Annotated in this window: 16 protein-coding genes; all 16 read right to left on the bottom strand. The window is 42.0% G+C overall.

From position 1 onward, the window contains the following. Complete coding sequence (locus DDT91_RS19315) at positions 1 to 912, bottom strand: glycosyltransferase family 2 protein (RefSeq protein ID WP_187177841.1); 912 nt, start codon at positions 910 to 912, stop codon at positions 1 to 3. Between the two features lie 13 nt (positions 913 to 925). After that, a complete protein-coding gene (locus tag DDT91_RS19310) occupies positions 926 to 1,765 on the bottom strand; it encodes a bifunctional 2-polyprenyl-6-hydroxyphenol methylase/3-demethylubiquinol 3-O-methyltransferase UbiG (protein WP_187177840.1) in 840 nt (279 codons plus the stop codon). Continuing rightward, positions 1,765 to 2,379 (bottom strand): CmcI family methyltransferase, encoded by a 615-nt coding sequence (locus DDT91_RS19305; RefSeq protein WP_187177839.1) that lies wholly within the window; start codon positions 2,377 to 2,379, stop codon positions 1,765 to 1,767. The genes DDT91_RS19310 and DDT91_RS19305 overlap by 1 nt, the downstream gene beginning before the upstream one ends. Continuing rightward, on the bottom strand, positions 2,380 to 3,675 hold the full coding sequence (locus DDT91_RS20730) for an ABC transporter ATP-binding protein (protein ID WP_187177838.1): 1,296 nt from the start codon (positions 3,673 to 3,675) through the stop codon (positions 2,380 to 2,382). Then, positions 3,668 to 4,816, bottom strand: coding sequence for a glycoside hydrolase family 99-like domain-containing protein (locus DDT91_RS19295; protein WP_187177837.1), 1,149 nt, complete (start codon positions 4,814 to 4,816; stop codon positions 3,668 to 3,670). Before DDT91_RS19295 ends, DDT91_RS20730 begins: the two co-directional genes overlap by 8 nt. Beyond that, positions 4,753 to 5,253 (bottom strand): CmcI family methyltransferase, encoded by a 501-nt coding sequence (locus DDT91_RS19290; RefSeq protein WP_255502197.1) that lies wholly within the window; start codon positions 5,251 to 5,253, stop codon positions 4,753 to 4,755. The genes DDT91_RS19295 and DDT91_RS19290 overlap by 64 nt, the downstream gene beginning before the upstream one ends. 195 nt (positions 5,254 to 5,448) lie before the next feature. Then, positions 5,449 to 6,318, bottom strand: coding sequence for a hypothetical protein (locus DDT91_RS19285; RefSeq protein ID WP_187177835.1), 870 nt, complete (start codon positions 6,316 to 6,318; stop codon positions 5,449 to 5,451). Beyond that, entirely contained in the window at positions 6,318 to 7,124 is an 807-nt protein-coding gene (locus tag DDT91_RS19280) for a glycosyltransferase (protein WP_187177834.1), read from the bottom strand. The genes DDT91_RS19285 and DDT91_RS19280 overlap by 1 nt, the downstream gene beginning before the upstream one ends. A 364-nt stretch (positions 7,125 to 7,488) precedes the next feature. Beyond that, entirely contained in the window at positions 7,489 to 7,599 is a 111-nt protein-coding gene (locus DDT91_RS20895) for a HepT-like ribonuclease domain-containing protein (RefSeq protein WP_370539343.1), read from the bottom strand. Next, positions 7,572 to 7,826, bottom strand: coding sequence for a DUF86 domain-containing protein (locus tag DDT91_RS19275; protein ID WP_255502195.1), 255 nt, complete (start codon positions 7,824 to 7,826; stop codon positions 7,572 to 7,574). Before DDT91_RS19275 ends, DDT91_RS20895 begins: the two co-directional genes overlap by 28 nt. Next, entirely contained in the window at positions 7,816 to 8,187 is a 372-nt protein-coding gene (locus DDT91_RS19270; RefSeq protein ID WP_187177833.1) for a nucleotidyltransferase family protein, read from the bottom strand. Before DDT91_RS19270 ends, DDT91_RS19275 begins: the two co-directional genes overlap by 11 nt. Before the next feature lie 1,028 nt (positions 8,188 to 9,215). Then, positions 9,216 to 9,818 (bottom strand): DapH/DapD/GlmU-related protein, encoded by a 603-nt coding sequence (locus tag DDT91_RS19265; protein ID WP_187177832.1) that lies wholly within the window; start codon positions 9,816 to 9,818, stop codon positions 9,216 to 9,218. Between the two features lie 349 nt (positions 9,819 to 10,167). Then, positions 10,168 to 10,536: a four helix bundle protein gene (locus DDT91_RS19260; RefSeq protein WP_187177831.1), complete on the bottom strand. Its 369-nt coding sequence runs from the start codon at positions 10,534 to 10,536 to the stop codon at positions 10,168 to 10,170. A 510-nt stretch (positions 10,537 to 11,046) separates the two neighbouring features. Beyond that, entirely contained in the window at positions 11,047 to 12,207 is a 1,161-nt protein-coding gene (gene rffA / locus DDT91_RS19255) for a dTDP-4-amino-4,6-dideoxygalactose transaminase (RefSeq protein ID WP_187177830.1), read from the bottom strand. A gap of 510 nt (positions 12,208 to 12,717) precedes the next feature. Then, on the bottom strand, positions 12,718 to 13,428 hold the full coding sequence (locus tag DDT91_RS20890; RefSeq protein ID WP_187177829.1) for a GNAT family N-acetyltransferase: 711 nt from the start codon (positions 13,426 to 13,428) through the stop codon (positions 12,718 to 12,720). Positions 13,429 to 14,141: 713 nt separating this feature from the next. Next, on the bottom strand, positions 14,142 to 15,068 hold the full coding sequence (locus tag DDT91_RS19245; RefSeq protein ID WP_187177828.1) for a glycosyltransferase family 2 protein: 927 nt from the start codon (positions 15,066 to 15,068) through the stop codon (positions 14,142 to 14,144). Positions 15,069 to 15,344 lie beyond the last annotated feature (276 nt).

The raw sequence follows: 15,344 nt of genomic DNA, 5'->3' as shown, positions 1-15,344 counted from the left end.
TCAAAAAAAACTTTTAATAAAGAATTTAAAATAATTCAAATACATAAAAATCGGAATTCTAGGAAATACAGCTTGAAATCTTAATCTACCATATTTTTGTATTAGTTTGAAATAATAAAATGAATAATTAGAATAGTTTTCATCAAACAGAAACAAGATTGATTTTTTCTTGATTATTTTATGACTAAATAAAATGCAAGAAAAGCCTTCGGAAAATCTTGCAAGTTCAATTCGTTCATCCTTTGGGGAACGTGTTGTTTTTTCATGAAATCTAAAACAATTCAAAACTCTTGGAATATATACAACCTCTCCAATCTTTAGCCTAAACAACCAAAAAAACCAATCTCCTGAAAATTTCATATCCAACACTTCTTCCGGAAATGTATCCGGTTTTTTAAAAAGTACAGAACTAGCATTTAATAAATAATTTCTATACACCAAATAATTGCGAATAAATTCAATACCATTTTTTCGAAATTCAAATTCACCCAATTCAAAATCATTCATTTCAAATTTTTTTCCAGAGATATAGTAAGTCTCTCCCAGCTCATCTACAAAATTAGATTTTGAAAAAATTAGTGATATTCCGTCTTCTATTTTAAAAACTAATTTTTCTAAAAAGTCCAGCTCAGAAAAATCATCACTTTCTGCAATCCAAATCCAGTCATATTTGGCTAAATCGATTCCTTTTTTCCATTGCTTGAAGGGGCTTCCAGAATTGAATTCATTGCGGATACAATGGCTAACCTTCGGGTGATCATCAAATTGCTTTAAGTACTCCCAACTATCATCTGTGGAACAGTCATCCAACAAAATTACCTCAAAATCCTGAAAAGTCTGATTGAAAATAGTATCCAATCGCTGGGGTAAGAATTTTTGATGATTGTAATTGGGAACAATAATGGAAATCATTTTGAATAGTAAACTACCTTAAAGCATCTCTGAAGATATCCCAAGGCTTAAACAGAATATCTACTAATCGATACCGAAATCCTGATTTGAACTTTCTTACCCGCCTGGTAACCAATTCCTCCACTTCATTTTTATTGAGCTCTTCATCAGAAAAAAAACTCGTACTTAAAGTTGATTCTAATTGGAAATTTGAACAAACCGCGATCAAATACTCCTGTTCCAAATCTTTATGTTGTTGGATTCCTTGGAAATCACCACCAAAAACCTTAATGCTTTTTTCGTCTGAATTAGGAGAATGAATGAGAGATCCACTCAGAAATTTTTGATATCCTATTTGCAGAAATTGGAATTGCTTGCTTAGGATTTGGACGAATTCTTCCTCGTACAATTCCTTTTCATGATAGGGATTAGAATAATTTGCCTGATCGGAATAAACTGCTTTTTCCGGAGTAGAGATGATCAATAGTCCATCCGACTTTAACACCCGTTTGATTTCAGCAATCATTTTCTTGTGATCAGAAATGTGTTCAATCGTTTCAAAAGAAACCACCATATCAAAGACTTGAGACTCAAATGGAATATCCAACACACTGCCAACCTGGAACCTTAAATTTTTACTTAAATATTTCTTACGTGCATGATCAATTGCATCTTGAGATATATCCACCCCTACTACTTCAAGAGCATACTTAGCAAGTAAATTACTTCCATATCCTTCGCCTGATGCGATATCCAGAACTTTTTTCCCTTTTACAAAATCAAAGCATATTGCATATCTATGGAGATGTTCAGATGCTATTTTCCCGAAAATTCCTGGAACCAATCTTTCCCCAGTATAATCCAATTGATTCATTAGATCTTTTTTAAATAACCTATGGTATTAAACGTGGCACTTGGGCCAAAAAAATTAACCCATTTCATATCAATCTCAAATTCAGATGTCGAATTCAAAAACTCCTCAATTGCCTTAACCGGCCCTCCTTGGTACTCTTTTTTTAAACCCAAGTCATCGATGATTCCATCCTCCACTATTAAATAGGAACCTGGAGTGACTACTTGAGAAAATTTCTGAATAGCTCCCAATGTACTTGGGTAGTAATGGGAGGCATCTTCAATCACTAACACCTTGGAATAATTGGAGGCCATTGCTAGATCATAATTTTCCCAACCCTGATGGAATAAGGAAATCCTTGGATGATCTTTTACCAGCTGACTGCATCCGTCGGAAATATCAATGGAATGAACGACACCCTTTCCTTGAAGCTCCAATAAATCAGCAAGGTACAAAGTGCTCCCTCCTTTATTAGTCCCAATTTCAATAATCAAGTCAGGTTTGATCTCATCTATAATCATTTGATAAAGAACATAGTCAAAAGGGCATTTAATGCAGGGCACTCCCTTGTAAGTCACCTTGTGATGACCTTTATCTATTCCTTCCAGAGAAAAGGCCTTTTTACTTTTAAACATTTAGAAATTGGTTTGTTTTATTTTGTCCCAATGCAATTTTGGTCTCATTAGACCAGGGAAATAACCTGCATAAATCCCCCTTGCTGAGGATCCATCTACAGAATCTTTTATGGTAAGAGCTATAATTTTTTCCTCGTGTTGATACACGGTAAAGGGATCATAGTTCATTAGAGCAACTGAAAAATAAATTACCCCCTCTGCAAAAAAATGGGCTGGAATTGTAACAGAGGCTTGATAAATCCCTGTGGAAAGTGAGTTTGGATTCACCATATAGTCGACATGGTGGGAAGTAAACAAATGATCCCCTTCTTGATTGTGGACATTGATACCCGGAGAAACGATTAATCCGTCTTGAAAAACCTCAAAGAATATTTCTACCTGGAGTTCGTCTCGAACATCGGCGTAGTTTTCCAGGAGATTAGAATTTGACTTGACCTCGACCTTATGGATGGCAACTAACTGGTTTCCTCGATCACCATTCAGAATCACTCTTGCACCTAATTCATTTTCTTCAGTTCCTAAGTATTTCTTGACAGCAGTAGACGGATTTCCCTCATAGAAAATTTTCCCTTCCCTGAGCACCAAAACACGAGAACAAAGCCTGGTAATCGCATCCATCTGATGGGAAACAAACAGTACTGTTCTGCCCTGATTCCGACTTACATCCTCCATTTTGCCGAGGCACTTTTTCTGAAATTCAAAATCACCTACTGCTAAAACTTCATCAATGATTAGAATCTCCGGCTCCAAATGCGCTGCCACAGAAAAACCTAGTCTTACTTTCATCCCAGAAGAGTAAAACTTGACCGGAGTATCAATAAATTTGTCCACACCGGAAAAATCAATAATTTCATCCAGCTTGGCATCAATCTCTTTTCTGGTCATTCCAAGAATGGTCCCATTCATGTAGATATTCTCTCTTCCACTGAGTTCGGGATGAAAGCCAGTCCCCACTTCCAAAAGCGAAGCGACACGGCCATGGATTTCTATTTTTCCAGAAGTGGGTTCGGTGATTTGGGATAGGATTTTTAGCAATGTAGATTTCCCCGCCCCATTTTTCCCGATGATTCCCAAAACCTCCCCTTGCTTAACCTCAAACGAGACATCTTTCAAAGCCCAAAAAACTGATTCATCCTCTTGTCCAAATCGATTAAGTTGACGCAGTCGTTTTAGGTTTTCCCAAGGGTATCGAATAGCTTGAGAAATCTGTCCCACCAAAGTTTCCGCTTGTTTTTCTTTTAAGCCCAGTCGGTAGCGTTTAGAGAGGTTTTGAACCTTGATTACTGGATCATTCATTGAGCAATTCTTTTATTACCTCCAAATAACCTAAACCAAATTCCTTCTCAGGCTCCAAAATATTTCCCTCCGCCCATTCATTCCAAGATTTGATAAAAACCATTCCTTTATTTGAATTGGAAATATTTTTTGCTTTATCCAAACACGCTTTTAAATGCTCTTTAAAAGCTTCTGGACTACAACCAGTATACACAGAACCATCTTCTTTGGTTCTTGGCGTGTTGTCCCAATTTGGGATAGCCAAAGGAAAAAAATCATAAGGGTATTCACTTTTGAAATCTTCTAAGCACTTTCTTACTATAGAATAAGGAATCCGTTTAGGCCATTTAAACACTTTTCTAGTTAATGGATTACTTAAAAAATATCTATAAAATATTCCATTTAGATTAACATGATGGTATCTATTTATTTTGTTCAAATTGGAGTTAATTACTCCCTGAATCCCAAACTTGGTTGGATCAAAATTTTCAGTGCTTCTAACAGCAATCCAATAAATACCTAGAAGACCATTTTGAACAGCCAATTCTTCAAAAGTGGTTTTATATACTTCCCAATCAGGAATATTTTCAGGAACATAGACCTGATAGACAGGTTTGCCTTCTATCCTAAGGCATCGCTGATCTTGAAAAAAGGGAAGTAAAAACTGAAAATGTGACACATAATCTTTCCCTCCCAAATATTTTTGTTCCTGAAGCATGCGATTCTTTGCCCCATGCCAAGTTCCTTTCCATGACTCGTTAGCCCAACAAATACAAAATTGGATGTCAATTGAAGAATCATTCAAAAAATTTAAAATAGGCTTTTCCAGGAGGGTCTTACCATTTCCAAACCAGTAATGGTAAAAAACAAAACCATCGATTCCATAATCTTTTGCAAGCTTTGCTTGCTTTTTCATGGTTTCAGAAGTTTCTAAATTATAATATCCCAACTCTCCCGGAATCAACGGTTGTTGATGTCCTCTGAATAAAGGCTTGGCTTTCCTTACATTGGTCCATTCTGTAAATCCCTCCCCCCACCAAGAATCGTTTTCAGGGATTTGATGGAATTGAGGTAAGTAATACGTAAAAATCTTAGTCGTCAAACTTTTTTTAAAAATCCATGAGGATTGAACGTTGTGTCCTTGCCAAAAAAATTCTCCCACTTTTTTTCTACTTTAAAATCAGGGTTAGACTCTAAAAATTTATGAATAGCCATTATAGGTCCTCCTCCAAAACTTTTTCCCCATCCCAGAATGTTTAAAATCCCATCCTCCACAATTAAATATGAACCTCGGGAAACCACTGGCGCAAATTTCTGAATCACCTCTAGCGTATTTTCATACTCATGTGAACTATCTTCAATTACCAAAATAATTTCGAAATCTTTTGCCAAATCCAAATCGTACTTTTCCCATCCTTCTGTAAACAGCTTAATTCTTGGATGTTTTCTTACCAAATCAAACGCTTCATCTTGGATATCTATAGAATGGATTTGGCCCTTACCCATGATCTCCATTAAATCAGCCAAGTACAAGGCACTTCCTCCTTTATTGGTTCCGATCTCGATAATCAAATCAGGCTTGACTTCATTCAAGATCATCTGATAGGTCACATAATCAAAAGGACATTTGATACAAGGAACTCCCCGATAGGTGATCCGATGATGACCTTGATAAACAGATTTAACCGGGTAGGATAACTCTTTAACAAATAGCCTTTTTAGTTTTTTAAGTATCATAAAACTAAATAAGAAATTACATTAAATAGAAAAATTTTGACCTAAACAATGATAAAATCAAGGCTTAACGGCAAATAAAATTCCTCGTCTAAAAAAAGGTTCTTTTATACTTTTATCATAATAAAACAACATGTAATTATCACTAAATTCTGTTCTAAACCCCCTATCAATAAACCATTTTTCAAAATCCTCCGCGTCATTTGCTTGGTGATAGGTACATATTGCGACTTTAATTGAACCTAGTTTAGGAAATAAAGTATCTAATAAAGAAAGGATCTTTCGTTCAGCCCCATCTACATCTATTTTAAAAATTATATTCTTTAATTCCAAGGAAGACATTAAAGTAGATTCTACTGAATTACTGCCCTTTTCCAAACTCACAAATGAAATATGCACCTTTTCTTTCCATGGATTAAAAGTTAACTCTAATGGTTTTTTCCATTTCTGATCTATTTCAAAAAGAAAAGCCTCTCGAACAGTCTCAATATGCTCCAAAGAAAAATTACCATCTCCGCATCCAATATCCACAATAACATCATTCCTATCAATTGTAAACAAAGAAGACATATATTTATGAGGAGAATAATCATCCTGCTCTAAGAGTATTTGATTACTATACTTCATACTCTTTTGTTCGTCAAACTCTTTGGGTAAAAAAAGGTGTTTACCAAGATATACAAAATAAGGATATTGATTCATATAATATAGATTAATATCCTCAACCCGATATTTTTTCTCGAAATTGTATGGAAAAATCTTTAATCCATTTCGTTGAAGGTATTTCCCCTCATCATAATAAACATTACCTTGTTTAGTTCTAGAGAATTTAATAACTCTTTTAAGTAATAACTTCCTATTATATTCTTGCCGTTTGTAATAAAACCAAACACGAAACTTCCAAAAAAATCCTGATTTATTCATTTTCATTAAGAAAACAATTGTTTAAAAACTAATTTTACAATCTTATAAAATAGTTTCAATCTTAGTTTATACCGAAATAAATTAACAATATTTTTCTTTAAAGAATAAAATTCTATTTTAAAACACAATTCAGCAACACTTATCCTTCTATAAAATTCAAAAAATACTAAATTAGCTATTACTGTGTTTTTCCAAAATTCATTAGTATAATTACCACTAGAAAAATGCTCAATTAATATATCCGGAACAAAATAATTTACATAATCTTTTGAAACCCTTAAACTAATCGAAGTATCATATCCATGAAAACCCATTAATGATTCATCAAATAAAAAGGTTGAAAAAACATTAGAATAAACAGCCATAAAAACTCCATCTGTGCAAAAAACCTTTTGGGGCAGTCTATCTTGGGATGACATTAGAATCCCCTCTTCGGGTTTTCCTCCTTTTTTGTTAGAAATAAAGTTAAAATGTCTAAAAGATGCTGAAGGTACCCACCAATCCGAAGGGAAAAGCGGATGATAAGAATTTCCTGCAATACCTATTACTCCTGGATTTTCTAAAGATTTAAAATGTTCCAACAAATTCTTTCCCCAGTTTTCCGTGTGAAAAACCACATCTTCATGAACAAAAACCAATAAATCATAGATCGCCTGACTTGCCCCCTTGTTGTACGCTTTCGCTATAGATAACTTTTCAATTTGGTTTTCAATTTTGATCACTTCGTAATCAACACCAATTGTCTTGGCAAGTGACTCTGAAAACCGATTAAATAGATTTTCATTAATTGAACAAACAATTATGGAAATCAAAGCCTAAAGATTAGATTAAGAATCAAAAATCCGAATTAGTTAAAGAGCAAGTCTGTTCAGAGGTAAGGGTCAGTTTCCAGTTGGCAGTCTCAGTAAGCAGTGGGTAGTAAGTTTTAAGAAGTAAGTGGTGAGTGGTTGTCAGGTTGTCAGCTTCGCGTTGTCGGGTTGTGGAGTTGTCCAGTTGTCCAGTTGTCGGGTTGTCGAGGTTGTCACGTTGTCAGCTTTGCGTTGTCCGGTTGTCCAGTTGTTGGGTTGTCGGCTTCGCGCCTGCCTGCCGAAGGTAGGTTGTCCGGTTATCTAGTATCAATATGCAAACTCAATGAGCAAGTGATCCACTCTTTGATCATTGGTCAATGGTTATTTTTCAAGGAATAGCCAACAATTGATCTACCTGAGATTTAAGGAGGGGGATATCTTTATTTACTATTCCCCAAATAATTATGTAGTCTACTGAATCATAGGCATGGATACCCAATTGCGGAGATTTACTATTCGCCTTGCTTCAGAAATTGGGATATCAGGATTGATCTTAAGCAGTTTATTTGTTGCTTCACCAATAATTTCGAGTTCTCGTTCCACTGCTCTTCTAAGCATTTTTCTTTTCTGAAAAACCGAGTAATCCCGTGTTTCACCCAGGTAATCGTAGATTGAATTAATAGCAACTTGTATATCAAGCAATAGCTTTTTTTCCTCAAGCCGCATAAAGCAGTTTTCTGGTTTGGAATACTTTTTCTTTGAAAAACTTATTCTCCAAAGAGTTGGCTGTAATCAGATCTATTTTTCGTTGAAATATCGTCTCCAACTCCTCATGTAATCCAAAGTAGTGATCTGTGTACTGATCGAAGGACATTTTTTTGAATTTCACTAAAAAATCAAAATCACTTTCGGCAGAGAAATTTTGATCTACCGATGACCCAAACACAAAAAATTCTTCAACCTGATAGTGAATACATAGGTCAAGAATTTGCTGCTTATTTTTCAAGATCAGCTCTATTCCTTTCGGAACTCGATAGGGTCGCCCGGCTGAATCAGCTACTTGGTCGAATAAGGTTTTATTTTCCATGGGGCTGTTGGCAGTGATCAGTAGTATTGCAGGTGAGTTGTAAGTGGTGAGGGTTGACTAAGCCTGAATCCGGTTGTCACGTTGTCCGGTTGTCGAGTTGTCGGGTTGTCAGCTTCGCGTTGTCGAGTTGTCCAGTTGTCGGGTTGTCAGCTTCGCGTTGTCGGGTTATCCAGTTGTCGGGTTGTCGGGTTGTCGGGTTGTCAGCTTCGCGTTGTCGGGTTGTCCAGTTGTCGGGTTATCCGGTTGTTGGGTTGTCAGCTTCGCGCCTGCCTGCCGAAGGTAGGTTGTCCGGTTGTCTAGTTGTCCAGTTGTCGGGTTGTCGGGTTGTCGGGTTGTCGGGTTGTCCGGTTTTCACGTTGTCCGGTTGTCCAGTTATCAATTATCAATTATCAATACTTCGACTCTGCTCAGTACAGGTGTGCAAACTCAATGAGCAAGTGATCCACTCTTTGATCATTGGTCATTGTCCATTGATCATTGTCCATTGGTAATTGAAAATTGGTTACAGCTTCGCCCTTTCACTCCCACCCCTAGACCCCTCGAGGGGGAATTTTTCATTACTCCTCTGTGAAGGGGGTTTTGTACCGGAAGATGGAAGTTAGCCTCGACTGAGTAATAAAATTACTCGGTCATTTGGGATTTGCAAGGGGAAATTTGTGTGGAAGTTGGGAGGAATGGAAGCAGGGAGATCAGGGAGTTTGGAGTTGACGGGTTGACGGGTTGTCATGTTGTCACGTTGTCACGTTGTCGGGTTGTCGGGTTGTCTGGTTGTGGGGTTGTCCGGGTTGTCACGTTGTCGGGTTGTAGCTGACAACAGCTTTAGCAGAAAACAGCTCAGCGGACAACTTGACAACAGCTTTAGCAGACAACAGCGTAGCGGATAACATGACAACAGCTTTAGCAGACAACAGCGTAGCGGATAACATGACAACAGCTTTAGCAGATAACAGCTCAGCGGACAACTTGACAACAGCGTTAGCGGACAACAGCCGTAGGCAGTCAACAGCGCAGCGGACAACAGAAAACCCTTAAACTATCCTGCCCGGCACACCGACCACTGTGACTCTAGGAGGTACATCGCGGATGATGACAGCACCGGCACCGATGATAGCTCTATCTCCTATGCGGACCCCAGGGAGGATGGTGGCATTGGACCCGATGAAGCATTCTGATCCTAAGTTGCAGGCTCCCAATAAAACGGCTCCGGGATTGATCACGGAAAACTCTCCCACCCTAGCCTCATGATGAACCTGAGCACCGACATTGACCAGGACTCCCAAGCCCAAGGTTACCTGTGCACCCACAAAAGCAGAAGTAAGGATATCGGCACCTGAGGTGGAAGCCGTGGAACTGATGACTGCCTGTTGACCCCTGAGCGCATGCAACACCCCTCCCCTTTGGGTAAATTCTTGGTAAAGTTTTTTCCGAAACTTGGGCGAACCCACTCCTAAGACGAAGTTCCGATCCGATGAAAGCCAATCCTCCACTTGGTTCAAACGGGTAAAGGCGGGCAATTCCGATGGCCAAAACGGGGAAATCTCCTCACCATAAACAGCTGGGTTGGGGCATTCGGTAAATCGAAGAATGTCGAGGACTTCGAGGGCATGTCCTCCTGCGCCGGCGATGATCATGGGGTTAATGTGGTTTTTAGGGTTGTCTGGTTGTCACGTTGTCTAGTTGTCCAGTTGTCACGTTGTCCAGTTGTCGTGTTGTCACGTTGTCCAGTTGTCGTGTTGTCACGTTGTCCAGTTGTCCAGTTGTCGTGTTGTCACGTTGTCGAAGTTGTCCAGTTGTCGAAGTTAGACAGCGAAGTGGAAAACACGACAACAGCGCAGCGGAGAACAGCGGTAGCGGACAACAGCCGCAGGCAGACAACAACGTAGCGGACAACTGGACAACAGCGAAGCGGAAAACACGACAACAGCGCAGCGGAGAACAGCGGTAGCGGAGAACAGCCGCAGGCGGAGATTAGTACGACAATCAACCCTTCCAGGCTTTCTCCACGTACTCGATAAATCTGTAGATTTTTATCCCAAGCCTATCATAGGCATCAATTAACTGATCTGCTTTTTCAGTCAATTCAGGGTATAAAAATTTGATTTTGATGAGGTGATTTCTACACTCCAAATTGCTCGAATGAGAATAAACCAAAAACTTAATGAAATCATTTTTATACCGTCTTCTTCCATATCCTTCTACAATATTTGAATTAATAGAATCTGAAGATCTGCGGAGCTGACTTCCAAGTTCAAACAATTCATACTTGGGCAAGAGGAGACTGAAAGGATGTGTTTCAAAAAAAAGTGAAAGTGCCTCCTGATAAATTTCTAAGTCTAAATAGCTTTTCATGTTCAAAGAATTTAAAGGTTGAAAAGAAGTAAGTTAAGAAAGTTGGGTTTGGATGTCAAGTTTTCCTCGTTGTCGGGATGTCTGGTTGTCCCGTTGTCCGGTTGTCTGTGTTGTCAAGGTTGTCCAGTTGTCACGTTGTCGAGTTGTCCGGTTGTCCGGTTGTCAGCTTCGCGTTGTCGAGGTTGTCGCGTTGTCTGGTTGTCACGTTGTCGGGGTTGTCACGTTGTCCAGTTGTCGTGTTGTCACGTTGTCGAGGTTGTCCGGTTGTCGGAGTTAGACAGCGTAGCGGACAACTGGACAACAGCGAAGCAGAAAACACGACAACAGCACAGCGGAGAACAGCGGTAGCGGACAACAGCCGCAGGCGGAGAACAGCGTAGCGGAGAACATGACAACAGCTTTAGCGGAAAACAGCCGTAGGCAGACAACCGCGCAGCGGAGAACAGCGTAGCGGAAAACTAGACAACAGCGTTAGCGGACAACTGCGTAGCGGACAACATGACAACATCTTTACCGGAAGAAGTGGGATTGACTGAGTTCCGGAAGTTCGTAGAACAGGGGAAGTCGAATCAGGCAGTCGGTAAAGCGGTCGGCGTTGGGTAAGGATCTTTGGCTTTGCTCAGGAAAATGGGACTTGGCAAAGGAGGATTGGTGTAGGCTTTGGTAGTGAAACACCGCGAGGATTCCATTTTCTTTGAGCCTTTGTGAAAATCGGGTTCGGTAATCCAAATTTTCAAACAGAAGGTAAAACAGGTGGGCATTTACCTTATTTTCTTCTGACACCACAGCAAACGGGAGCCCTTCAGCCGCCTTGTTGAACTGATCGAGGTAGTCTACAGAAAGTAGCGATGGAGGAGTCTTTTCCTGAAACCAGGCGAAGTAATCCTCCCAGGTTTGCTTGCGGCGCTGTTGTATTACCTCGAGGTTTTCGAGTTGAGCCCAGAGAAAGGCCGCAGTCACTTCCGAGGGAAGGAAGCTGCTGCCCGTGTCTACCCAGCCATACTTGTCGATTTCTCCTCTGAAAAAGGCGGCACGATCGGTTCCTTTTTCCCAGATGATCTCTGCTCTTTTGACTAAATCCGGGTCATTGATGACCAGCATACCTCCTTCCCCGCATTGGATGTTTTTGGTTTCATGAAAGCTGAAGCAGCCTAAGTGGCCGATACCTCCCAAGGCTTTGCCTTTGTACGCACTATCGATAGCTTGGGCCGCGTCCTCCACGACAGAAATTCCATGCCGCTGTGCAATTTCCATGATGGTATCCATTTCACAGGCCAAGCCTCCGTAATGGACCACTACGATGGCTTTGGTTTGGGGAGTAATCAGGTCTTCCAGTTGACGTTCATCCAAGTTGGGGTGATCCGGTTTGCTGTCAATAAAGATGATTTTGGCACCTCTCAGGACGAAGGCATTGGCAGAAGACACAAAGGTGTAGCTGGGGAGAATAACCTCATCACCTGGCTGGATATTCAGCAGAATGGCAGCCATCTCTAGTGCATCGGTACAGGAGGTGGTGAGGAGGCATTTGTGAAAACCGTACCGTTGCTCAAAAAACTCCTGGCAGCGTCGGGTAAATTCCCCGTTTCCGGAGATTTTGCCAAGGCTTACCGCTTCCTGAATGTATTTCAGTTCATTGCCGGTGAGGTAGGGTTTGTTGAAGGGAATGAGCACGGATTGGGATTGTTTGCTTTTTGTTGTCAGGATGTCACGTTGTCGGGGTTGTCACGTTGTCTAGTTGTCACGTTGTCCAGTTGTCGTGTTGTCACGTTGTCGAGTTGTCCGGTTGTCAGCTTCGCGTTGTCGAGGTTGTCACGTTGTCGAGTTGTCCGGTTGTCAGCTTCGCGTTGTCGAGGTTGTCGCGTTGTCCGGTTGTAAGAGATAATAGCCATAGGCGGATAACAGCGTCGCGGACAACAGCTTTAGCGGATAACTGGACAACTGCCTCAGGTGGAGAACAGCGTAGCGGACAACTTGACAACAGCGTTAGCGGACAACATGACAACAAACAGCCATAGGCGGATAACAGCGTCTCGGACAACAGCTTTAGCGGATAACTGGACAACTGCCTCAGGCAGACAACAGCGTAGCGGACAACTTGACACAGCTTTAGCGGAAAACAGCACAGCGGACAACAGCTTTGAGCAGAAAAATGCTTACTGCTACTTTGTCCAATGCGAGGTTTCAAGGGCGGTAGTGGTACACATACATCCTCTCTACCAATTCATAGCCTAAGCTTTGGTAAAGCCTTGAGGCAGGAACATTCGCTTGTTGTGTGCCGATGGTCATGGTTTGGGCTCCGCTTTGGAGGGCAAAATCTTCTGCTGCCCGGACAAGTTTTTTACCCAAGCCTTTTCCTCTTTGGTTTTTGTCCACTGCGATCAGCCCAATTTGAGCCATTTTGCCTGAGATAGAACAGCTGACAAAGCCTGCCTGATTTTGGGCTAGTAACACTTCCTTATTGGCCAAGGCTTTTTCTATCCAAAGCCTGTAGAGTTTTTCAAATTCACCGCTGACAAAACCGGGATCGGTATGAAAGCGGGAATAGATGCCGCTTTCTAGGGCCAGATTCACCAGCGATTCCTCCAATTCTCCCGAATAAGGAACAATATCAGGATCTGCAGGATGGATAGGGTGGAGTTTTTTGGAAAACGTCAGTTTGATGTCAGCCAAGCGGATTTGGTTGGCATGTGGCTGCAGCGGATGTATTGAGAAGACATAAATCAGTCGGTATTGGGTTGCCAGTTCCAGAAAATCTGTTTCGTTCCATGATTCATCTATTTGGCACTTTCCAACCGGGTAGCCAAACAGGGAAGAGTCGAAAGGTAGAGGAGTGATCACGGGTTTTTGGGGTTGTTGAACTTGTCTGTCGGAGGTAGGTTGTTCTGTTGTCACGTTGTCGGGGTTGTCAGGTTGTCCGTGTTGTCAAGGTTGTCGGGTTGTCTGCTTCGCGCCTGCCTACCGGAGGTAGGTTGTCGAGGTTGTCGCGTTGTCGAGTTGTCGAGGTTATCACGTTGTCACGTTGTCTTGGTTGTCATGTTGTCGAGTTGTCTGGTTGTCGGAGTTAGACAGCGTAGCGGACAACTGGACAACAGCCATAGGCAGAGAACAGCTTCAGCGGAGAACTTGACAACAGCCGCAGGCGGATAACAGCGTAGCGGACAACCGCTTTAGCGGAGAACTGGACAACAGCCGTAGGCAAACAACAGCGCAGCGGAGAACTTGACAACAGCCGTAGGCGGATAACAGCGTAGCGGACAACCACTTTAGCGGAGAACTGGACAACAGCCGTAGGCGGAGAACAGCTTTAGCGGATAACTGGACAACTGCCGCAGGCGGAGAACAGCGTAGCGGACAACCACTTTAGCGGAGAACTTGAAAACAGCCGTAGGCAAACAACAGCGTAGCGGATAACTTGACAACAGCGCAGCGGAAAACCACTTTAGCGGAGAACTGGACAACAGCCGTAGGCAAACAACAGCGCAGCGGATAACTTGACAACAGCGCAGGCGGATAACAGCGTAGCGGACAACCGCTTTAGCAGAGAACTGGACAACAGCCGTAGGCGGATAACAGCGTAGCGGACAACAGCCGTAGTCGAGCAATACTTACTTCTCTCCTATTCTTTTTTCCACAATGTAAATCGGGCGTTTTTTGACTCCTTCAAAGGTTTTTCCCACATACAAGCCCACCATGCCCAGAGTAACCAAGATAAAGCCGGTCAGCATCCAGAGGGAAATGATCAAACTGGCATATCCTGCCACGATGATCTCCCCTTGCAGGTATCGGATAAAGGTATAGATGGCAAAGAGAAATCCGGTGAGGGCGACCAAGAGTCCCAATTTGACCGTCAAGCGAATAGGCTTGTCGCTGTAGGCCAGCATGATGTCCAGGGCCAGATTAAATAACCGTTTAAAGTTATAGCTACTGCCTCTTTCCTCATTGGGCGCATGGACTACATCGAGGGCTGTCTGACGAAACCCTACCCAGCGGACCATAGTGGGGAAATAGCGGATGCTCTCCCGCATTCCCGCAATGGCCTGGATAACACTGCGATGATACATCCCAAAATTAGCGATCGTCTCATCCTGATGGGAACCGGTCAACCAGGCCAAGGTTCGGTAAAAAAATTTGGAAGAGAGGCGTTTGAACCAGCCATCCTGACGATTGGCCCTTCTGGCGAGCACCACGTCGTACCCTTCCTGGGCTTTGGCAAAAAGCGAGGGGATTTCCTCGGGTCTATCCTGAAGGTCACAGTCCATGACTACGACCCATTCCCCCTTTGCCCTATCGAGTCCGGCTGTGATGGCATAGTGCTGTCCGAAATTGCGGGAGAGTTTGAGGCCGATTATTTCGGGATGAACCTTTGCCAATCGCTCAATTTCCTCCCAGGAACGGTCGGGACTAGCGTCTTCTACCAGGATGATCTCGAATTCGGTTGAGATTTTCCTCACGGCGTCCTTTATCCTCAAAACCAGCGGTTCGAGTGTTTGCTCGGCTCGATAAACAGGGGAAATGATGGATAGAAAGGGCATTTTTAGGGGGTTATCGGTTGTCGAGTTGTCGGGGTTGTCGAGTTGTCACGTTGTCGAGGTTGTCACGTTATCCGGTTGTCAGTTTCGCGATGTCGGGTTGTCCAGTTGTCAGGTTGTCGGGGTTAGAATTCAGCAGAGGCGGGTAACGGCGTAGCGGAGAACAGCTGCAGTAGGAGTGTTTTTAACCGCAAAGTTCCGCAAAGAATTAGAAGTTATTTGAGCTCAAACGTTATTAGAAATTTTTAAGCTCTCTTGGATCCAACCCTTTTAAACGTG

This window comes from Algoriphagus sp. AK58, assembly GCF_014324365.1.
GTDB lineage: Bacteria > Bacteroidota > Bacteroidia > Cytophagales > Cyclobacteriaceae > Algoriphagus.
This window is presented reverse-complemented; position numbering and strand designations above follow the sequence as displayed.